This is a genomic window from Paenibacillus sp. FSL R5-0914 (genome assembly GCF_038004525.1).
In the GTDB taxonomy this organism is placed as follows: Bacteria; Bacillota; Bacilli; order Paenibacillales; family Paenibacillaceae; genus Paenibacillus_AQ.
In genome coordinates, this window is record NZ_JBBORH010000001.1 from 3,392,690 (window position 1) to 3,413,414 (window position 20,725).

At 37.5% G+C, this 20,725-nt stretch carries 17 protein-coding genes and 1 pseudogene; 14 read left to right on the forward strand and 4 right to left on the reverse strand.

The annotated features are described in order from the left end of the window. The first annotated feature begins 589 nt into the window (after positions 1-589). The 3 genes from MKX60_RS14965 to MKX60_RS14975 are packed head-to-tail and all read left to right on the forward strand — an operon-like array spanning position 590 to position 4,201. Positions 590-1,915: a glycosyltransferase gene (locus MKX60_RS14965; RefSeq protein WP_341060200.1), complete on the forward strand. Its 1,326-nt coding sequence runs from the start codon at positions 590-592 to the stop codon at positions 1,913-1,915. Positions 1,916-1,959: 44 nt separating this feature from the next. Beyond that, positions 1,960-3,060, forward strand: a complete 1,101-nt coding sequence (locus tag MKX60_RS14970; RefSeq protein WP_341060201.1) for an acyltransferase — start codon at positions 1,960-1,962, stop codon at positions 3,058-3,060. 4 nt (positions 3,061-3,064) lie between these two features. Then, positions 3,065-4,201 (forward strand): glycoside hydrolase family 18 protein, encoded by a 1,137-nt coding sequence (locus tag MKX60_RS14975; RefSeq protein WP_341060312.1) that lies wholly within the window; start codon positions 3,065-3,067, stop codon positions 4,199-4,201. Positions 4,202-4,483: 282 nt separating this feature from the next. On the opposite strand, the gene MKX60_RS14980 is transcribed toward MKX60_RS14975, so the two are convergent. Next, on the reverse strand, positions 4,484-5,290 hold the full coding sequence (locus MKX60_RS14980; RefSeq protein WP_341060202.1) for a M23 family metallopeptidase: 807 nt from the start codon (positions 5,288-5,290) through the stop codon (positions 4,484-4,486). 193 nt (positions 5,291-5,483) lie between these two features. Between MKX60_RS14980 and MKX60_RS14985 the strand changes: the two genes are divergently transcribed. Both MKX60_RS14985 and MKX60_RS14990 read left to right on the forward strand, forming a co-directional pair. Next, the gene (locus MKX60_RS14985) at positions 5,484-5,858 is read left to right on the forward strand and encodes a hypothetical protein (RefSeq protein WP_060622951.1); all 375 of its coding nucleotides are present in this window, start codon (positions 5,484-5,486) and stop codon (positions 5,856-5,858) included. Positions 5,859-6,030: 172 nt separating this feature from the next. Next, positions 6,031-7,671, forward strand: a complete 1,641-nt coding sequence (locus tag MKX60_RS14990) for an alkaline phosphatase (RefSeq protein WP_341060203.1) — start codon at positions 6,031-6,033, stop codon at positions 7,669-7,671. A gap of 131 nt (positions 7,672-7,802) precedes the next feature. On the opposite strand, the gene MKX60_RS14995 is transcribed toward MKX60_RS14990, so the two are convergent. After that, positions 7,803-8,849, reverse strand: coding sequence for a DUF418 domain-containing protein (locus tag MKX60_RS14995; RefSeq protein WP_341060204.1), 1,047 nt, complete (start codon positions 8,847-8,849; stop codon positions 7,803-7,805). Between the two features lie 184 nt (positions 8,850-9,033). On the opposite strand from MKX60_RS14995, the gene MKX60_RS15000 reads away from it, so the two are divergent. From MKX60_RS15000 to MKX60_RS15015, 4 genes are all read left to right on the forward strand, one after another. Further along, on the forward strand, positions 9,034-10,182 hold the full coding sequence (locus MKX60_RS15000) for a VanZ family protein (protein ID WP_341060205.1): 1,149 nt from the start codon (positions 9,034-9,036) through the stop codon (positions 10,180-10,182). A gap of 152 nt (positions 10,183-10,334) precedes the next feature. Then, positions 10,335-11,102, forward strand: coding sequence for an ABC transporter ATP-binding protein (locus MKX60_RS15005; RefSeq protein WP_042189627.1), 768 nt, complete (start codon positions 10,335-10,337; stop codon positions 11,100-11,102). Next, positions 11,089-13,008, forward strand: coding sequence for an ABC transporter permease (locus MKX60_RS15010; protein WP_341060206.1), 1,920 nt, complete (start codon positions 11,089-11,091; stop codon positions 13,006-13,008). The genes MKX60_RS15005 and MKX60_RS15010 overlap by 14 nt, the downstream gene beginning before the upstream one ends. 5 nt (positions 13,009-13,013) lie before the next feature. Continuing rightward, positions 13,014-13,367 (forward strand): YxeA family protein, encoded by a 354-nt coding sequence (locus tag MKX60_RS15015; RefSeq protein WP_076285453.1) that lies wholly within the window; start codon positions 13,014-13,016, stop codon positions 13,365-13,367. A gap of 79 nt (positions 13,368-13,446) precedes the next feature. Here MKX60_RS15015 and MKX60_RS15020 read toward each other — a convergent pair whose 3' ends face one another. Together MKX60_RS15020 and MKX60_RS15025 are read right to left on the reverse strand one after the other, a co-directional pair. After that, the gene (locus tag MKX60_RS15020; RefSeq protein WP_341060207.1) at positions 13,447-14,838 is read right to left on the reverse strand and encodes a sensor histidine kinase; all 1,392 of its coding nucleotides are present in this window, start codon (positions 14,836-14,838) and stop codon (positions 13,447-13,449) included. A gap of 6 nt (positions 14,839-14,844) precedes the next feature. Continuing rightward, positions 14,845-15,546 (reverse strand): response regulator transcription factor, encoded by a 702-nt coding sequence (locus MKX60_RS15025; protein WP_340971125.1) that lies wholly within the window; start codon positions 15,544-15,546, stop codon positions 14,845-14,847. Positions 15,547-15,634: 88 nt separating this feature from the next. Here MKX60_RS15025 and MKX60_RS31700 point away from each other — a divergent pair, with 88 nt between their 5' ends. The 5 genes and pseudogenes from MKX60_RS31700 to MKX60_RS15045 all read left to right on the forward strand — a co-directional run bounded on the left by MKX60_RS31700 (position 15,635) and on the right by MKX60_RS15045 (position 20,641). After that, positions 15,635-15,943, forward strand: a complete 309-nt coding sequence (locus MKX60_RS31700; protein WP_445670752.1) for a hypothetical protein — start codon at positions 15,635-15,637, stop codon at positions 15,941-15,943. Then, a pseudogene (locus MKX60_RS15030) lies at positions 15,879-16,483 on the forward strand (MMPL family transporter); the annotation flags it as partial. The gene MKX60_RS31700 and the pseudogene MKX60_RS15030, both read left to right, overlap by 65 nt. 305 nt (positions 16,484-16,788) lie before the next feature. Next, entirely contained in the window at positions 16,789-17,652 is an 864-nt protein-coding gene (locus MKX60_RS15035) for a MurR/RpiR family transcriptional regulator (protein ID WP_060622962.1), read from the forward strand. Positions 17,653-18,223: 571 nt separating this feature from the next. Beyond that, positions 18,224-19,129 carry an N-acetylmuramic acid 6-phosphate etherase gene (gene murQ, locus MKX60_RS15040; RefSeq protein WP_036688725.1) on the forward strand — a complete coding sequence of 302 codons (906 nt, stop codon included), beginning with the start codon at positions 18,224-18,226 and terminating at the stop codon, positions 19,127-19,129. Between the two features lie 57 nt (positions 19,130-19,186). Next, positions 19,187-20,641 carry an ABC transporter substrate-binding protein gene (locus tag MKX60_RS15045; protein WP_036688723.1) on the forward strand — a complete coding sequence of 485 codons (1,455 nt, stop codon included), beginning with the start codon at positions 19,187-19,189 and terminating at the stop codon, positions 20,639-20,641. Positions 20,642-20,725: the final 84 nt, after the last annotated feature.

Below are 20,725 nucleotides of genomic sequence, written 5' to 3' on the forward strand. Positions count from 1 at the left end.
ACAACTCCTTTCTTTGTTGAACGTATTTATATAAACTCACAAAGAGCTCATATATCGACATGAAAGGTAAGTGAAAAAGGTGCGTAGGGCTAAATTCATTGAATGATAACAATTGTTATAACACCACAGTGATTATATGCAAATAAATGGTAATTGTCTACCATAATTAGGATAAAATGAGAAAAGAATAAGCTGTTTTTTAGTATGAAATGACTTCCTCGGAACCTGATCTACATTCCCCCTATCTTTCCATATAAATCTTGGAATTTGAAAGATTCATTTTAAATTATGATCAAACGATTAATATACCATTTTCTTAATTTATCTCTCTTTTTATTTTGTTTTCTTCTTTTTTTGTGATGAAAAATGAAAACTCCTGTATGTAAAATAAAGAGGGAAACTATATATTATTCAGAAAATTACAATAACAACGCTTTCAAAGGTTGTTATTTTTGGTTTTATTTACTATTATTAGTTGGAATTACTAACAAAGGATGTAAGTGATTGAAATTAGTGTGGGATTAACTGTCTGGAGAACAGTTCAATTCATAGAATTATAAGCTTTAGATAGATAAAAAGGAGTGAGGAGATGCAATACTTTTTTTATTTGTTAACCTTCATTTTTATTGGGTTTCAAACTCTTTACACAGTCATCCCTTTATTTTTCAGTAAAGTTAAGAAGTTGAATAACGATTGTGATGAAAAATCGATTTCCGTTTTAGTTCCTGCTTATAACGAGGAGCTCACTATTAAGAATTGCATAGATGCAATGGAGGGCCTAAATTACTGTAATTATGAAGTCATCATTATTAATGATGGTTCAAAGGATAAGACGTTTCAAAAATTAAATGAGCTTTTGGATTTATCGATAAGTGATAGAGAGGCAGAGGGTAAGCTTTCATACGCTGCTATAAAAGGAATTTATTTTTCGGAGAAATATGAAAAAATATTTGTAATTGATAAATTAAATGGCGGAAAGGCAGATTCTCTTAACGCCGGCATCGATTGTGCGAATTCTGATGTTGTTATCACGCTGGATGCAGATAGCATGCTGGAAATAAACTCTCTTAAATATGTAAATCAATATTTTCAAGATGATAAGATCATCGCCTTAGGTGGCACGGTAAAGATCGTACAGGGCGCTGAGAAAAGGAACGGAGTTATCCAAGATAAATTTACTGGTAAAGGTATTATAAAAAGCCAAGTTATCAGCTACATCCATGGATTTTATGTTAGAAAACTAACACAATCGGTTTTTAATTCAATTGTCGTTATTTCAGGCGCATTTGGTGCTTTTTATAAGAGTATATTGGTGGACGTTAACGGGTTTAGAAGTACTGTAGGCGAAGATATTGATATTACCTTAAAAATTCACGAGTTCATTAAAGCGAATAACTTGAATAAGAAGCTCGTCTACGCGCCAGAAGCCGTATGCTACACGGAATGCCCAGAAAACTTAAGTAACTTTTATAAACAAAGAATACGCTGGCAAAAAGCTTTTGTAGATTGCATATTAATCTATTGGTCTAAATTATCGCGAAAGTTTAGCGTTGGCGTCAGTCTCTTTTTTGCTATTGATGGTTTTGTTCTAGGTACATTAACAGCATTTACAAGCGTTTTTTATCTTATACAATCGCTCTTTCTAGGTACAAATTTATTTAAGGCTTTTATTCTCTTGTTGTCTGTTATTGTCATTAATGCGCTGCAAATCGGGATTTCTCTCTATTTATGCAAAAAATATGGCAGCAATTATTCAGTTAAAGATTATTTTAGGATGTTTTTGTTTAGTCAAGTTGAATTACTAACCTATCGAAATCTGCTGCTTTATATGAATATCGTAGGCACATTTAAATACTTTGATAATGACGAGGGCTGGGGATTCGTTGAGAGAAAAGGTGTTTCAAGTATCAGCTAGTCTCCTATTGTAACTATCAGCAAACTATTCATCGGGAGGTATTTATGAATCATATATTGAAAGATAAACGAATCATATTTATAGATGTATTAAGAATAATGTCCATCATAGCCGTCATCATTCTACACTACACTGCAGACTTACTTACAAGGACAAATGATTTCAATACAACCTCTTGGTGGATTAGCAACTTTTTTAATTCGATATCCAGATTTGCTGTGCCAGTGTTTTTTATGATAAGTGGTGCAATGATCCTTAGAGTGGAAGTGAAATCATATCGGCAGTTTTATATTAAAAAAGTACTTCCTTTAATCATTTCCTTAGTTAGCTGGTCACTCATTTATGCCGTTTACACCCAATATTTTATTCAAAAAAGCAGCATGGGCGTTTATGATTTTTTCATTCATTTTTCGTACGGTTTAATCTTTGATAAAAATTATATACATTTATGGTTTCTATACGCGATTATTGCGATCTATATAACAGTTCCATTAATTAGTAAGCTGGTAAAAGTGTGCAGTGAAAAGGATTTGAAATATTATCTACTGATCTGGTTCCTGATAAGTATGGTTTATAAATTCATCTCCGATCTTGTATTCAGATTGACCTCCGAATATATCAATATTCCTATAACTAATATACCTTTTTTTATGGGTTATCTAGGATATTTTATCCTGGGATATTATCTCTTTAACTATACGATATCGATGAAAGCCAAAAATCTTTTCTTTAATTTAGGCATTATATCCTTTTTTGTTACGCCATTAGCGACCTATTTTTCTTCCTTGTACAGTGGTGTGTTAGATGAAATGTTCTATGGCAACTATTCACTCACGACATTTTTTATGGCTATTGGAACGTTTATCTATTTTAAAGAAAAAGAAACCGCGATTAGCGAGAAGTTAAATTACAAAGTCAAAAAAATAATCAGCTCCATTTCCAAGGCTAGCTTTAGTATCTACTTAATTCATTTGTTAGTTGAAATATTGGTATCCAGAAGAGCAGAAATACAAGCTACTATACTCCAATCCATATTTAACCTTGCTTTTAATGTCATTATTGTATTCTTAATTAGCTATATCACGGTTAAAGTCTTAAATCTAAATAAATATATTACACATGTATTATTTGGGGGAAGAAGTTAACATGATGAAAATAAGTATATATACAAAAGTCTTCCTGGCTATATTAGCTATAGGCATGGGAATTTACTATTACAATCTCAATGATTCAGACAAAAAAATAACCTCCGTGTACATACCGTTATGGAAAGATTTTAAAGATCTTAAGCTAAAAGACAAAAACATTGATATTGCTATTCTCGCCTTTGCCAAAATTAATAAAACCAATGTATATTTTGATCTAGACCCTGCTAAAAATGAGATCATTAAAGAAAATATAAAGAAACTGCAAGAAAATAATAAAAAAACGAGTTTCATACTTGGTGTTGGTGGGTATAAAGCGGACGGATTCTCCGATGCTTCATTGGATGAAAACCGGTACTCCTTTACTGAGAGTATGATCGCAATGGTTAAGGAGTTAGATTTAGATGGGATCGATATAGACTGGGAATATCCAGCCTTTGATTCCTGGAATACGACTAAAGCCCGACCTGAGGATACCAAGAACTTTACTAGTCTAATGAAGGAACTTGATGAAAAATTGGATAGACTCCCGCGTAAAAATAAAAATTACTATTTAACCTTTGCTGCAGGGAATGAAGAGTGGTTCTTCAAAAACGTTGAAGTTAAAAAAGTAGAAAAGTATGTGGATTTCATTAATGTCATGAGCTATGACTTGACTGGAGCTTGGTCAGATACAACAGGGTATAATTCGAATTTATTTATAGATAAGCATAAAAAGAGCAAAACCAGCGTGGATCGTATTATTCATTTATATTTAGATCGTGATGTTGATCCGAGCAAGCTTCTCCTAGGTATTCCAGCTTATTCCTACGGATGGGAGAATGTTAAAAGTGATGTGAATAAGAAGGCCTCATTTTTACTGGGTAAACCTATCAATATCGACAAAGTAGATTTAAGCTACAAGACGATAAAAGAAAAATATATGATCCAAGATGGATTTAAACGATACTTTGACGATACAGCGAAGACGGCCTATTTATATGATGGTGATACTTTTATTACGTATGAAGATAAAGAGGCCTTGCAGGCAAAAGTTAAATATATCAAAGATAAAAAACTGGCTGGTGTCATGGTGTGGGAGTATTCTCAAGACTCTGACGACGGCATTGTTAAGTACTTATCTGATAATCTGAATAAGTAGCAAGTGCTAAATAGAAGAGGAATAGTCTGAAGAGGCTTATTCCTCTTTTTTGTGTTTTCTTTCTTTAGCTATCCTAAAGCTGATTTGAAGTCTATGCCCGAAGTCGTCCGCATCTTTGCTGAACATCATCGTTGTTAAAGCTGTCCATTCCTCCTACGGTAACTCCTCCGAAAGACAGCTTCACTCTTCACCAGATCATGGTTCATTGCGCATTGGCGTGACTTCTGTTCCTTTTAACGGCATAGCCTTTGCATTTGTATCTTCAAAGTATAACGGCAGTCCTTATGCTAGAATAGGCAAAAGGGTTTGGGTTGGGTCTTGGCGCTGATGATGAATATGCAGGTGGGGTTCTGATGTGGAACCACTATTTCCTACATGTCCAAGCACTTCACCGGCATTGACGTGATCTCCAACTGCAACGGTAACACTATCTTGTTTGAGGTGATTAAGTAATAAGTAGGTTCCCGTCGCATCAATCCTGAGATAAACGTGATTTCCTTCCATGGAAATGAATTTTTCAGTACCTGGCACAATATCAGATTCATCGTCAAAAGCTGCAATAACCGTTCCAGATACCGGTGATAGTACCTTTTGCTTCCAAATTCCGTAATCTTCCAGATTAGTACTTTCTGTATTATAGGGTTCCATGACTAAATCATAGGCCCAACGTTCCGAAGGCCAAGTGGCATGAGGCAGATTATTGTCGGTGGAATCACCACCCCAGCCAACAACTGTTTGCTCAGAAAATGGCCATTTAACTGTGACTGAAGGGTGGACGTTGATTATACGTACAGGATATACCAACTGTATAATATTCATGGTCAGGAGGAAATGTGAAGCTAATACAGTACATAAAACGAGAGGCATCCATTTATCGGAAATTCTTTTCTTCTTGATAATAGAAACTAATATTAAAAAGATATTTAATAATACTCCTACGAAACCTAGCATTGGGATGATTAATTTAAGTGCCATCCATGCATAGACACCAGGTAAGCCATTAATAAATAATACGCAGATCCATGACAGTAATGCTGCAGCTAAAATTGTACTACCTAAATACCCGAATGCTTGAATTATTCTTTTCATATTCGCTCCTAACGTATAAGAAAGTATATAGTAGTTAGACGAATATAACTGGAAAATCACTTCGACTGCTATTTTGGATAATATCACCGCAGGGAAATCTGAAAAACAAACATTTGTACAACTATATTTGTCTTGTACCGTTCTTTGAAGTTGGTAATAGACTAAATCAATCTCAGAGAAGGAGTTGATTTAGTTGGCCAACAGTGATGTACGTCTTGCTCTATGGTCGGGTACTAATTTTACCAATCGCCGGATTCGATTCAGACGTGGAGGAGTTGCGGTTCGTGATCTTGGAGCGTTTCGGTTTAACAACGTTCTTTCGAGTTTCCGACTCAGAAATGTTGTGGAGAGCTCTCAAGTAACGCTTGTACTATTTTCACGCATTAACTTTCAGGGATCGTTCCGTGTGTTCCGTGGCAGCCAAAACGTAGCGAACTTGAATAATTTTAACTTTAACAATGTCACATCTTCGTTTATATTGGTAGGCCGTATCCTTACAAGCTCCGAAATTTCCCAAATTCAAAGTACTGGTAGAGCGCCTCGAGATATCCTCGTAATAAGACAATAATAATGCAAAGGGTGCCCCTAGGGCGCCCTTTTTTTTGCAATTATCAGTAGCACAGGTCAAGACAAAATATGCATAGAATTTAATATATAACAAGAGAATAGGTGCTGTCCCGCAAACAATCCTCCTTTAAACTAGTAACGTACTTAACAAAATCTGCTAGAGGAGGATTCAAATGCGCAAAAAGGTTATCGGGAGAATTTGCAGTACCGTTATGGTTTGTAGTCTGCTTGCAGCAGGCAACGGAACGACCTACGCCAGTGGCGCCAATAACTCTGATGCTCCTACCAACAAATCGGTCAAGAACGTGATCCTGTTTATTACGGATGGGATGAGCTTATCCGATGTGAACTTGGCCAGATGGTATCAGGGAGGTCAGGCGCTTGCGATGGATAAGTATTTCAGTGGGCTGGTGAGAACCTATTCTACGGATTCACTGACCACAGATTCCGCTGCGGGAGCTACGGCTTATGCCACAGGACATAAGGTTAAGAGTGAGACCGTATCCATACTACCCGACCGAATAACGATGCCGTTTGTGGGTGCAGTTAAGCCAGAGGACGTGAACAAACCTCTGCCTACCATTATGGATGCAGCGAGAATGGCAGGGAAAAGTACAGGAACGGTATTTACTTGTGAATTAACGGATGCGACGCCGGCTACATTTTTAAGTCATGCATACACGCGTGACAATGCGCAGTCTATAGCAGAACAGATGGTCTACAGTGGCGTAGATGTTCTTCTCGGGGGTGGGTCCGGGTATTTGGTACCCGGCAAAGAAGACATTAACCGTAAGGACGGAGAAGATTTAACCAAAATCCTGAAATCAAATGGGTATGAATACGTAACGGATAAAGCAGGTTTAATGAATTCTAAAACGAATAAAATCTGGGGTCTGTTCAACCCTGAAGCACTGGATGCTGATTTTGATCTGAACCCGCAAAAGCAACCGAGCCTTGCTGAAATGACCAAAGTAGCGATAGAGAAGTTGTCGCAGAACGATAATGGTTTTATTCTGATGGTCGAAGCAAGCCAGATTGACTGGTATGGTCATGATAACGATCCGGTGGGGATTATGAGTGAGACATTAGCGTTTGATAAAGCCTTTAAAGCCGCTGTTGACTTTGCAGAAAAAGACGGAAATACAGCAGTCTTGTCCGTTTCGGATCATGCTACTGGCGGGCTCAATATGACGAACTATGATTCCACCAAAGACCTAGTCTCCGTATTGAAGAAAGCGAAACACACCAGTTATTACATTGAAGGCAGTATTAATGAGCACAATTTCAAAAAGGTCCTAGCGGATAATTATGGACTTAGTGATTTAACCAAAGAAGAAGCGGATCAAGTCAGATTAGGAATGAAAGATAACCTTTCGCCGGTCATCGGTAAAATCTTGGGGAATAAGATAGGCGTAACCTTCTCTACGGATGATCACACATCGGAAGAGGTTGGATTGTTCGCCTACCATCCGGCTAATTATAAACCGACCGATTTCGTGAACAGCGGTGTAATCCAGAATACGGATGTGAATAAGTATATTCAAGAAGTGACCGGACTCAATCTGGCGCAACTTCAGGATACACTGTACGTATCCAGTGATAAATTCAAGGCCAAAGGAGCTACGATCACCCTAGACAAGACCGATAAGACTAATCCGGTGGTTGTAGTGAAAAAAGCAGGCCAAGTTCTCAAGCTGCCTATAGATAAAAACATCGCCATTCTGGATGGCAAAACAACGAAACTCAATGTACTGACAGTAATGATTAAAGATAAAGTGTGGGTTTCACAGGATGCATTAGACTTGATTCTCTGATTATTACAGTTCATGTTGTGATCTGTCGCCTAAAAGTTAAAGCGCTTAAACTTGAGAACCCCTTTTTATAAGGGGTTTTTGGGTTGAGAAAAGAAATTTCGACTTGAATTGAGAGGAGGAAAGCGAAGCTTTTATCGTTTTGTTGGAGGCTTTGTTCCATAGGTCATCAAGCGCCAAAGCTTTTCTAAAGGTCCCATGGAAAAGAACTTGAACCAGATGGTACTACAAATGATTTGAATAATATAAATCAGAACAGCGATGTAGAGAATATCTTTGGGTGAAACGACTTCGAGACCTATCGTTGAAATGATTGCCGTCCCTATAATGCTTTGAGCTACATAATTTGTAAATGCCATTTGACCCACCCGTGATATGGGTGTCAGGAATTTCACCATTTGTTTGTTTTCTAATAATAGAAATAATGTTGTTAAGTAAAACAAAGTGGTTGGAAGTGATCCTAAGCCCGTAACTGAATCTACATTGCTGCTCCCGCTTTGAGAAGCGTTCCAAATCCATAATGAGAAACCAACGAACAAAAGAAATGATGCCATTTGAATCCATCTAATTGGTTTTGATAATTCTTGTATATGTGTCAGCCAACCTGACTTTGCAGTTAAAAAACCGGCTAAAAACATAATAAAGATTTGCATAGCGTCATTAGAAAAAATATCAAGGATAGATGAGACTGCCCCTTGAGAGGGTGAAAATATTTTTACCATCAAGGAAATGATGTAAATGGATGTCATACCCATAAACCACTTTTTAAGTGTAGAAACCGTTGTGTGATAAAAAGGGATCAGAAACAATCCGATAATGGCGTATACGGGTAGAATGGTTCCCCAAAAGATAAACACATGAATGATTCCCAGCAGCAAGAGGATCAGTAAACGTCTAGCCATACGCCATCTAGGTTTATCTCCCCGGCTTTCGGCTCTTGAGGCGAAAATGTATAGACCTACACCAAATAGGAATGAAAAAATAGAAAAGAACTTTTTTTGTACGAAGATGATTATCAAAGTATGGATGATTCCATTAATGCCACTATAGTCTGGTAAGGGATTACCTTCCATAATAACTTTAAAGGCTCCAACATTTATCAGCAGAATGCCAAAAAGAGCAAGTCCGCGAATGATGTCGAGTGAAATGATTCTTTCTTTTTGTGAAATCGAGGGATTCATTAATAGTTCTCCTTTGAAAATAGTTTCATTTGCTTAGAAGTCAGTATAAGTTGAGAACCTTACAATAAATTGATGCCAACATTACAGGAACCTTAAATATGATAAAATGTTCCAACTCCAGTTGAATTAGAATCAGTTTTATGGTTAATATAAATACTAAATAATTATGGGGTGTGAACTAGAAATGTCAGCATATACTCAACCAATCTTTGTGGCAGCGATCTTTTTTGTTGTTTTAGCGTTTGCCTTATTTATCCCATGGCTCATTTATACATATAGAAAATACAATTATCTACCATTTTCCACCACATTGATTTCATTTTCGTTTATCTTTTACTTTCTAGCAGCGTTATTTTTAGTATTGTTGCCGTTGCCAGAGATACGCAATACTTGTTCGCTACAAAAACCGGGCACACAACATTATTCACTTATGCCATTTCAATTTATAGTGAACACCTTTGGGAATAGTGGGATCGTGTTATCACAGCCTGCAACTTATCGACTGTTATTTAGCCAACCCTCATTCTATCAAGCGTTTTTTAATTTCTTGCTATTATTACCTTTTGGTGTTTATTTGCGATACTTTTTTCAAGACAAGAAACACTGGAAGAAAGCTCTAGGCTTCACATTCCTATTAACATTATTTTATGAGATAACACAGGTCACCGGCATTTACGGGATTTATAATTGCCCTTATCGCATTTTTGATGTGGATGATTTATTGTTGAATACATCTGGCGGGGTATTGGGTTTCTTTATTGCTCCAGCTGTTTTAGCGCTATTCCCATCAAAAAAGAAAATTAATGAGAAAGCAGAAAGATTATTGGCTCTTGATGAAGTAAGAGGGATGTCTGTGTTGCTGGCAGTTATTATTGATATTTTTATCAGCAACATGGTAGTTCAAGTTATGTTGAGTATGACCAACGTTAATTTGGTTAGTGAATTTATTGCAAGTACAATTACGCTTTTTATAACCTTTTTTATTATTCCATGGATTTGGAATGGATCGACAATTGGAACGAAAATTATGCGCTATCGTTATGACAGTAAAGTAAGTCGAGTGGAAACTAACAAACGATTATTTAAACGTTTTGGTGCGATTTACGCGATGTACTTCATAACAGTCATTGCGAATACTTTGAATAACGTGGAAATATCAATGGATTCTCCATTTTATAAGGCATCTATATTCTTAACGCTAGGTGCTGGATTGACCTCTATCATTTTAACGATCGTGTTGTTCATTCATATTATATTAGTCGTGTTTGGCAAACAAAAACGCCGCTTTTACTTTGATGAAGCTTCTGATTTATATACAACGAGAAAAAAATGAATTCTTTTCAATCGTAAAGGGGTACTCCGTAGTCTTAAATGGCTACTGGGTACCCCTTTTTTTGGATTTAAGCTTATTGTAAGGTTGGCATGAATTTGCTGTAAGGTTCACAGCCTATAGTATAAGTATCAGCAAATTATGAGGTGAAATGAATGGAACCATTATTAAAAGTAGAAAACATAAAAAAAGTGTACGGGAAGTTAAGTGCTGCATACACAGCCTTAGAAAACGTGTCTTTTGACATTCATGAAGGTGAGTTTGTAGGGATTATGGGACCTTCGGGCGCTGGAAAATCAACCTTGCTAAATTTGTTAGCAACCATTGATTCTCCAACTGAAGGGAAGATTTATATGAAGAACAAGAGTATTCATGATATGAAGGAAGCAGCCTTGTCAGACTTCAGACGTGAACATCTCGGCTTCATCTTCCAAGATTACAATTTACTCGATTCCTTGACTGTAAAGGAGAACATATTGCTTCCTCTGGCGATTGCTAAAATTCCAGCGAAGAAAATCAATCACCTCGTGACTCAGATTTCTAAAGTATTTGGGATTGAAGATTTACTGGCAAAATATCCTTACCAAATCTCTGGTGGTCAAAAGCAAAGAACCGCTGCGGCTAGAGCGCTCGTGACAGAGCCTGCACTGATTTTGGCTGATGAACCAACAGGTGCGCTTGACTCTAAATCAGCAACAGATTTATTGGAAAGCTTAAGCACTTTAAATGAAAATAACAACTCGACCATTATGATGGTGACTCATGATGCCTTTGCCGCAAGCTTCTGCCGCCGGATCATTTTCATCAAGGATGGTTCATTTTCAACAGAAATATTTCGTCGTGATCAGACACGCAAAGCCTTCTTCCAAGAAATCTTAGATGTTCATGCGGCCATTGGGGGTGAGGTAGATGACGTTATTTAGTCTAGCAAGAAAAAATATAGCCAGAAACTTTTCACAATATTTTTTATATATTGCATCGATGGTGTTTAGTATCATCATTTACTTTACATTTGTGACCTTAAAATATAGCGATACGATAGCAGAACAGACGGCTTCATCCCAAAAACTTGGTTCACTAATGAGTGGGGCGGCAGTCATTCTCATCTTTTTCGTGTTCATATTTATTGCTTATTCCAATTCATTTTTTATGAAAAAGCGTAAAAAAGAAGTCGCATTGTATGCGTTGCTAGGGGTACGTAATCGTCAAATAGGTTTTATGCTCTTTTTCGAAAATTTATTGTTAGGATTATTCTCTTTAGTAATAGGAATTGTACTTGGGTTCCTATGTTCAAAAGGATTTATGACGATTTTAATTCATTTAATGGGTTATGACGTTGTAGCACCCTTTACATTTTCAGCGGCGGCAGCGATGAACACGGCTATCGTATTTCTAGTTATATTCTTAGTAACATCGTTTCAAGGCTATCGCTTGATCTATCAATTTAAGCTGATTGATTTATTTCATGCTTCCAAAAAGGGAGAAGTGGCGCCTAAACCATCTATGATAGTAGCCTTTCTTGGAGTGTTACTCATTGTCTTGGGCTATTGGCTTGCAATGCAGGACCTTTTCACTTCTAAGGTATGGGAAAAAATTGGATTCCCCTTGACTGTATTAATTATTTTAACAACGGTTATTTTGGGTACATTTTTATTGTTCCACAGTGTGACTGGCTTTGTGTTAGCAATGATTAAGAAAAATGAAAGGTGGCTTTGGAAAGGCCTTCATGTCATTACTATTTCGCAGCTGCTCTATCGTATTCGTGGGAACGCACGTACATTAACTGTGATTGCCGTGTTGAGTGCTACGACAGTAACTGCCGGTGGAGCGGTCTATGGCCTTTATTACAATACGAATGACTCGGCGAAAACGATTAATCCGAATACCTTTATGTATCAATCCACAGATGCAGAAATGGACAAGCAAGTGAGTGCTGTAGTATCAGATACAAAATACGATAAAAATATTGAAGCACTATCCATTACGTTTCATACGAAAGAGTTAAACTCGCCATCAACATTCGATAGCTCTGATAAAAGAGAATATACAGTTATCGATGAAAAAACATACAACCAATTAGCAAGTCTACAACATAAAGAAAAATTAGATGTAAAGGACAGCTACGCGGTTATTTTAGATATCGGATATGACAAAAGGTTCTCACCAATATATACAGGGAAAACTATAACAACAGGCAACGGCCATCCTCTCACATTCCAAAGCTTTAAAACGCAAAGCGTATTGAATGTAGGTACAGCAGGTATAACCGTGGTAGTCTCGGAGGATCAGTATAAAGTGTTGCAAAATGATGGGGAAGTGCTGCACTATCGTGTTCTTGGGGTAGATGATGCTTCTGTAGATTTATCTAAAAAAATTGCAAACCAATTACCTGAAGAAGCGTTATTTTCAAGTGGTCCACAAGATTACCAAACAAGTTTGGAAGGTGTGGGTTCTCTACTGTTTATCGGAAGTTTCCTTGGTCTAGTATTTCTGGCTGCTACAGGCAGTATCATTTATTTTAAGGTTTTAACAGAGGCAGAAGAGGATAAATCACAGTACAATATGCTGCATAAAATGGGTGTCAGTGCAAAAGAAATGCGAAAATCAATTGCGTCACAGGTATTCGTTATCTTTGTTGTACCGCTTGTAGTAGGGTTATTGCATAGTGTAGTGGCTTTAAAAGCATTCTCTAGTCTACTGATGATAGATTTAGCAAAACCTGTGTTGCTCTGGATGATTGCTTATACCGTAATTTACGGGTTGTATTATTTCTTAACCGTAGCTTCTTACAATCGTATTATCACACTAAATAATAGAACAGAAGGATGATTGAGATGAAAAAATTTCTAATTACTATGGGTATTTTGTTTGTTATTGGAGTTGTAGGGGTCTTTGCTATAGCCAAGATTGATTTCAATCGCTTCAATGCCGAAAATTACTACTTACAAATCACTGAGGATGGGGAACCCCATGAATATAAACTGAGCGATGGTTCGGTCATGACCTCTTATTCTTATACACTAGAGGCTACAAATGCCAAAGGTACTACAATTCCACTGGAATTTAATGCACAAAAAAATCTTCGTAAAGGCGCCTACTTGAAAATGTATGTAAAAAAAGGTGATCAAGTCTCCTCATACGATGAAGTGAAATTAGAGGATATTCCGCTAAAAGCACTAAAAAACTAATAAATTGAAGAAGGGCTGTCTCCAATAAAGTAAGTGGAGAACAGCCCCTTTCTCTGCCTAATAAGTAAGTCATTTTGAATTATAAAAGTATAGTAATGGTGGTACCGGTATTTTCAACGCTCGTCAAATCGAGTTTCCCCTCATGAGCCCAAATAATATCTCTGGCGATGGCCATACCTAACCCAGTTCCATGCTTACTCGTTGTGTTTGTACCCCGATAGTAGCGTTCGAAAACCTGTTCCAGATCTTTAGCCGGAATACCCTGGCCATTATCAGAAATTGTAATTTGGGTATGCGGACTAATGGTTTCCACTCGAATCTTCACCACGACATTTTCATCGTTATGCACAAGCGCGTTGTAGATAAAGTTAAGGATCGCTCGTTTTAGTAATTTTTTATCTACTTTATGTACGGCTTTAACTACATTTGCCTCAAACTCTATCTGCCGTTCACCAAAGGTCGGATCATTTAAAAGTTCAATCGTCATTTCTCGTAGAAACTGAACGAGATTCACCTCTTCAAATTGCAGGGATAGCTGGTGATTACGCAAACGTGTCGTTAAATTGAGGTCATTTAACAGATCTTTCATATACATCGATTTACTCTTGATAATTGACGTGTATTCCTGTAATTCTTGGGCTGTTAAATCTGTGGCACTGTCGTTAATAAATTCTGCATAACCTTGAATAGAAGCAAGTGGTGTCTTCATGTCATGTGAAACATTGCTAATCCATTCCTCACGCATTTGATCGAGACGTTTACGTTCCTCTTCATGTCGATCGAGCTTTTCAGATAGTTCATTCATATTACGAAAAACATCTTCATAAACACCTTTGGGAGTAGGCATTTTCTTAAAACGTCGTTCCCTGAGCTGTTGAATACCCTCTATTAATGTATGAAGGGGTGCAGTTAACTTTTTCCCAAATAGAAATCCAATGAGGATTACAATAAGCACATCAACGATTAAAAAAATGAAAAGAAAAACATTAACATCTTTGAAAATTTTAGCGTAGTCATAGGTCATTACGTACCGGCCTATTTTTGGATTATTAATCCCTAAAAAGTAACTGAAATTTTGGGCTTCGCTGACAAAAACCGTCGTGCGTGCATCTAATTCTTTATATTTATACATTTGTACAATTTCAATAGGAGAATACTCTGTTTTCAATTCTTCAGGGGTATAAAAGGCAGCTGCTTGCTCCCCTTGGTCATTCAAGAATTGTACCCAGGCGCTCATTTCTTGTAGTTTTTTGAGACCTTCTTCATTCACAACAGGTTTGCCGGCCTGTAATTCTACGTATTGTGAAAAGGTCCGGCTAAAGGTTTCTGCAGATGCTTCTTCAGTGCCAAAGTTATTATTATTTACCTTTATAACGAATAAGGAAAGGAACAAAATCGCGTTTACAATACCAACGATCACAACAATAGTCATAACCGATCTTAAAAAGCGGAGTGTCAATTTCCATTTCAACTAGTCTCACTCCTTGGTATTTAATTTATAACCTAACCCTTTAACCGTCAAAATAAAGGAAGGATTTGAAGGGTCGGCCTCAATTTTTTCGCGTAAGCGCCGAATATGTACCATCACTGTATTATCGGAACCAAAAAAGTCCTCACCCCACACCTGTCCAAACAAGGTTTCTTTGCTTAGAATCTGATTGGGATGATGCATAAAACAGCTCATTAAACCGACTTCTTTGGCGGTTAGCACGAGGACCTCGCCATTCTTTTTTAATTCTGTCTCATTGGCACTAAGCTCAAAGGGGCCAGCTTGTAAGCTTTTCGGAGCTTTTTTTTCTTCTGTAAAGCCAGCTCTTCTCAGTTGTGCCTTTACCCGATAAGCGACTTCTTTCGGACTGAACGGTTTAGTAATATAATCATCGCCACCTATCGCCAGTCCTAACAGCTTATTAATTTCCTCATCCTTTGCAGACATAAATAAGATCGGTGCATTTGATGTTTCCCGAATTTTTCTGCATAAGTCATATCCTTCTCCATCTGGTAGCATAATATCTAGCAAGATAAGTTCAGGATTATACTCCTGAAACTTGTCCCAGCCCTCTGCAACTGTCCCGGCAGTTACAACGTCTGCAATACCTTCTTTATGTAAAACTGCCTTCATCAGACGAGCTAAATCATCTTCATCGTCTATGATTAATACCCATTTATGACTTGCCATTTGTTTCCCTCCAAATCCGTCTTTATGTACATTATTACATTATAAAGGACTCTTTATTTCTTGCGCAAAAAAATCGCAAAAGAAAGGCTTGCATGAAGATGGGTATTACTTAAACGAAAATAGCAAAGCAATATTCGGTGATTTATTAAAATTCATTCTAGATATAGCCAAATCAGGTAAGGAGGAGAAATTATTACGCCCCCTGCCTTCCATGGCATTGATCTGCACTGTATATGGCCCTTTGAAGATGTTCGCTAAAATGATGGAAGAAGGTGAGTTACTGTATTCGCTTGAGCTCGAAGAAGAACTTGCAGACAGCTTTTGGAATGCCGTTAGATGGCAGCGACTTGCAAGGAGTGCAAGCAGCCTTAACAGGAACAACTGCAACCAATGCTGATTTACAGAATATTTCACAGGATGACTTTGTACGTACAGCCGTGATTATGCTGGTCGGGATCATAATTGTGCTAATAGTCATTGCGCGTTCTGTGTTCAGTTCTCTGTTCATTATTGCTTCCTTGGTGCTAGTGTACTTACTTCTCTTGGAATCAGTGAAATCTTGAGCTGGATCGTTCCATTTTTCAGCTTCATTATGATTGCAGCCCTGGGCGTTGATTACAGCATATTCCTGATGATGCGGTATAACGAGCTTGAAGGGGAGGGATGTTGGATCAAGAATTGAGTGGCATCACATTATATGGTTGGTGTAGTATTGTCTGCTGCCTTTATTCTAGGAGGCACCTGCGCCGCGTTGATTCCTTCAGGCGTAATGACACTTATACAGGTAGCATTCGTATTAATCATTGCACTATTATTACTAAGTGTAGCGGACATGCCGGTGTTCTTGACTGCATTAAAGCAGCTTGCTAGCAAATTAAATGGTTCAAGAAACGGTGCTACATCAAAGAATGTAGTTGACAAATCGAGTCATATTTAGACGGCAGTAAAATTTAAAAATACATGCGTATTACGTATGCTGAGAACAATAGAAAAAATCTTCGGGGACCTTTGTGGTCCCTTGTTTCACCATATCAGAAAGTATATAATTATCGACTATACCTTACAACTTTATTACGCTATAATCAACGTAAAGTCACCAGATGATCTAAGAGTAGGATGATTTTAATAGATTAATTAATATTAGCTTTTGATATGCCAAAACGTATTTTGTTATTGAAATAGGTTGTTTATATTGTTTATGATATTATTAAAGGTGTTAATTAAATCTAGAGTAGGTAGATTATGAGTCTAAATGACAACGTATTAATTAAAATTCGTGAGATGCGAGAGAGTTTTACACCAGTTGAACGATTGGTCGGAGATTACATTTTAGAAAATACGGAAGAGATCCCTCATTTGTCGATTAAGGAATTGGCTCAATCGAGTAAGACAAGCGATGCATCTGTCCTTCGTTTCTGTAAGACGATGGGTTACAGCGGATACCGCAATTTTATTGTGAGTATATCGGCATCTTTGGGTTCTCGTGATGAGGATTCAAAGGCTCAATATACAGATATTCAGCCAGGTGATGATCTCTCGACAATTATATCAAATATTTCATTGAATAATTGCAAGTCCATTGAGGATACGCTTAGTGTTATTGATCGAAAAGAAATTACAAGAGCTGTAGAATTACTATGTCATAGTAAGCGAATTGTTTTCTTTGGAATAGGTGCTTCGGGACTCGTTTGTATGGACGGGGAACAGAAGTTCTCGCGAATTAATAAGATGTGTCATGCCTATACAGATGGTCATAGTCAGCTCACGGCAGCAACTTTACTTGAGAAAGATGATGTTGCCATTTTCATTTCTAACTCTGGAGCAACTAGTGATATTATTGATGCACTGGAAATTGCCCAAAAGAATAGAGCGAAATGTATTGCGATTACGAAGTACAATAAAAGTGAGCTTGCGGAGCGGGCGGATATTGTACTGAGCATATCCACACCTGAAATAACAATCCGCAGTGGGGCTATGGGCTCGCGTATTGCGATGCTTACGATCATCGACATATTATTTGCTGGTGTCGCAAGTGCAGAATATGAAGAAGTAAAAACCTACTTAACAAAAACGCATAATATATTAAAGAAAAAACTTAGAAATTAGGTTCTGATAGAATGAATGTGGAGGAAAGCATTGATCATGGATCAATGCTTTCTTTTTTTTTGTATTTCATTCACTTCGTATACTTAAATATACTATTTATCAATCCATGTCAGATTATCTACATGATGAATACGTTGATCTAATGAATATAATAAGTAGTTTAATTCAATAATTAGTAGCTTGGCACACAATTATGAGGAAGAAAATGAATGGAATCGAAGACGAAACATCATCCGGTTGAACACGGATGATGTAACTTTATGTTTCGTTTGGAGCGACAATCAGCAAATAATACATTTTTTTAAATCGATTTAACCTTAGAGCCATAGCGATCAAAGCAATTGGTAAAAATTTAAATTGCATCTTGTAAGCGCTTTATAAATGTGGTATAACATAGTGTGTAAGGAATGAAATAAAACATCAGAATTTATTTTCTTTATGAAATTATATTTCAAAATCTATTGACGAAGCGATGGTGTTGTATTAGTATAAGAACATAATAATTGTAAGTTAATCTAACGCGTTTTGTTAATTACATGACAGATTAAGGCTGGGAAGAAGGAGGATGGCTATGAATGACTACCTTGCGGGATTGACAACAGAGGCTGTGAATCCAGACACATTAATGATTGATGAATGTACTACGGAAGAAATGATCCAGTTAATGAATCAACAAGATGCACTGGTCCCCAGAGCTATAGCTGAGGAGATTCCGCAGATTGCAAAGGCGGTAGATATTCTACATCATAGGTTGTCTAATGGTGGAAGAATGTTTTACATAGGAGCTGGCTCATCAGGAAGATTAGGTGTTCTGGATGCTTCCGAATGTCCTCCTACCTTTGGTACAGATCCTTCCTTGGTGCAGGGCTATATTGCTGGTGGTGATATTGCTTTGCGTACTGCGGTTGAAGGCTGTGAAGACGATATGGATGAAGGGATCGCATTAATCGAAAGCATTGGTGTAACAAACAAAGATGTACTTATTGGGATTTCGGCAAGCGGTAGTGCAAACTACGTTATTGCAGCTTTAGCGAAAGCAAAGGAACTTGGAGCAGCCACTATCGGTGTTTGTAACAACAGAGGCTCAAAGTTCGAACCCATTGTAGATGTTTGTATAACACCTGTTGTAGGACCTGAGGTCATTAGCGGTTCGACTCGATTAAAGGCAGGAACTGCTCAGAAGTTGGTGCTTAATATGCTGACAACATGCACAATGGTCAAGTTAGGAAAAACGTACAACAACTTGATGGTTGATCTGAAGGCTAGTAATTTTAAGCTCGTAGATCGCTCGATTCGTATCATCATGAACACGACTGGTGTAGATACATCAACCGCCGCAGAAACACTTGAAAAAGCATCTATGAACTGTAAGCTGGCAATTATGATGATTAAATCGGGGTTAGATGCAAAAGAAGCAGAACAAGTACTTAACGCAAACGGAGGACGCTTGAAACAGGCAATCGCATCATTGGTTTAGGTGTGAAAAGTGGAATAACAGGATGGATGCTATTAATAATTGAGGAGGCTGTTTTCGATGAAAAAAAGATCACGTGGATTAACTCTGTTTTTGTCAGGAATCATGATGGTATCACTATTATCGGCTTGCGGAGGAAACGGAAATAACGCTCCAGCTTCTACAGATTCCGGTAACACAGGAACTAGTAACGGTGGTTCTGAGCCTAAAAAGGATACGATTACAGCACTTTTACCTCCGATATCAGCGAACTATCAAACACGTTTTGCTGATATGGAAAAAGAATTTAATACACTACATCCTAACTTGACTTTGAAAATCGAGCCAGCGAGCTGGGAAGATATGACGCAAAAACTTGATACTCAAGTAAATGCAGGTTCTCCTCCAGATATTGCTTTTATCGGTGCTTCAGGAATTTCGAAATATGCAGCACTTAATGTACTAATCGACCTTAACGGTGCCCTTTCTGATGAAGCCAAGGCAGATTATGACGAAGTTCCATTGAAATATTTCCAACTAGGTGACGCTCAATACGGCCTACCAGCGTATATGGAAATCCACACTATCGGTGGTAACAAACAATTCCTTGAAGAAGCCGGAATTGATTGGAAAAGCATTCAACAAAACGGTTGGACTTATGAAGAGTTCCGTAATGCAATTTCTAAAGGCGTAGTGAAAAATGATAAAGGTGAAACTACTCGTTATGGTTTCGTGTTCGCAACATCTGGTGTAGCATCTAAAGACTATCTAGCTATTCTTGCTAAAACTGCAGGTTTACCAGATTACTTCGATAAAGATCTTAAATATACGTATACAAGCAAAAACTTCTTGGGTCTACTTACATCTATTCGCGAAATGATCAACGATGGTTCTATGCCTAAAGAGCTAAGCTCTATCGATGCTGGTAAACGGTGGAACATGTTCCTAACGGGTCAAACGATGATCACAGGTAAAGGTTTATCTGCATTTGAAAACTCTGCTCGTCTAAACAATGAGAAGATTAAAGCGAACGATGGTTCAGCTGTTGCAGATTCTATTGAAGTTGATTATATTTCACTTCCAGTCCCAACATTCAACGGTGCTGATTATGTCCCTACTTCAATCGTTGATGGTTATATCGCACTTCGTGGTAAAAAAGCTCCATCTGAAGAGCACATCAAAAATATTGCCCTAGCAACGAATTTCTTGTCTTCTGGTTCAATTGCTGCTAACTACAGTAATGAGCTGTTCTTATCACCAATTACTGAATCTGCACGTAATGCAGAAGTACTTGAAAAATTCCCTCGTAACGAAGATAACGTTGCTGCAGGTAAAGCTATGATGGCAAAAGCGCTTCCGGCTCGTACAGATATTCCTACTGATCTGGCTGCTGAAGCATTAAAAATTGAAACAGAAGTTATTATTCCTAAACTACAAGCCTTACTTGCAAATGAGATTGCTCCACAAGAAATGTATGATGCAGTTAAAGCAGCTGCAATTAAATCTTTCGGTAAAGATGGTATTGTAGTTGACTAGTCTGTCGTAGGCTGACATGTGAAAGCTGTGCGTAGCTAGAACGTACAGCTTTCCTTCTAAATTAGCTAGAGCTTGTACTGTTTT

Bases quoted from the DNA above. Each gene is read 5' to 3' on its own strand.
- MKX60_RS14965 (WP_341060200.1), top strand. From the start codon at position 590: ATGCAATACTTTTTTTATTTGTTAACCTTCATTTTTATTGGGTTTCAA.
- MKX60_RS15010 (WP_341060206.1), top strand. From the start codon at position 11,089: ATGACGTTATTTAGTCTAGCAAGAAAAAATATAGCCAGAAACTTTTCA.
- MKX60_RS15045 (WP_036688723.1), top strand. From the start codon at position 19,187: ATGAAAAAAAGATCACGTGGATTAACTCTGTTTTTGTCAGGAATCATG.
- MKX60_RS15005 (WP_042189627.1), top strand. From the start codon at position 10,335: ATGGAACCATTATTAAAAGTAGAAAACATAAAAAAAGTGTACGGGAAG.
- MKX60_RS14975 (WP_341060312.1), top strand. From the start codon at position 3,065: ATGAAAATAAGTATATATACAAAAGTCTTCCTGGCTATATTAGCTATA.
- MKX60_RS15025 (WP_340971125.1), bottom strand. From the start codon at position 15,546: ATGGCAAGTCATAAATGGGTATTAATCATAGACGATGAAGATGATTTA.
- MKX60_RS14995 (WP_341060204.1), bottom strand. From the start codon at position 8,849: ATGAATCCCTCGATTTCACAAAAAGAAAGAATCATTTCACTCGACATC.
- MKX60_RS15000 (WP_341060205.1), top strand. From the start codon at position 9,034: ATGTCAGCATATACTCAACCAATCTTTGTGGCAGCGATCTTTTTTGTT.
- MKX60_RS15035 (WP_060622962.1), top strand. From the start codon at position 16,789: ATGAGTCTAAATGACAACGTATTAATTAAAATTCGTGAGATGCGAGAG.
- murQ (WP_036688725.1), top strand. From the start codon at position 18,224: ATGAATGACTACCTTGCGGGATTGACAACAGAGGCTGTGAATCCAGAC.
- MKX60_RS14990 (WP_341060203.1), top strand. From the start codon at position 6,031: ATGCGCAAAAAGGTTATCGGGAGAATTTGCAGTACCGTTATGGTTTGT.
- MKX60_RS15015 (WP_076285453.1), top strand. From the start codon at position 13,014: ATGAAAAAATTTCTAATTACTATGGGTATTTTGTTTGTTATTGGAGTT.
- MKX60_RS14970 (WP_341060201.1), top strand. From the start codon at position 1,960: ATGAATCATATATTGAAAGATAAACGAATCATATTTATAGATGTATTA.
- MKX60_RS14980 (WP_341060202.1), bottom strand. From the start codon at position 5,290: ATGAAAAGAATAATTCAAGCATTCGGGTATTTAGGTAGTACAATTTTA.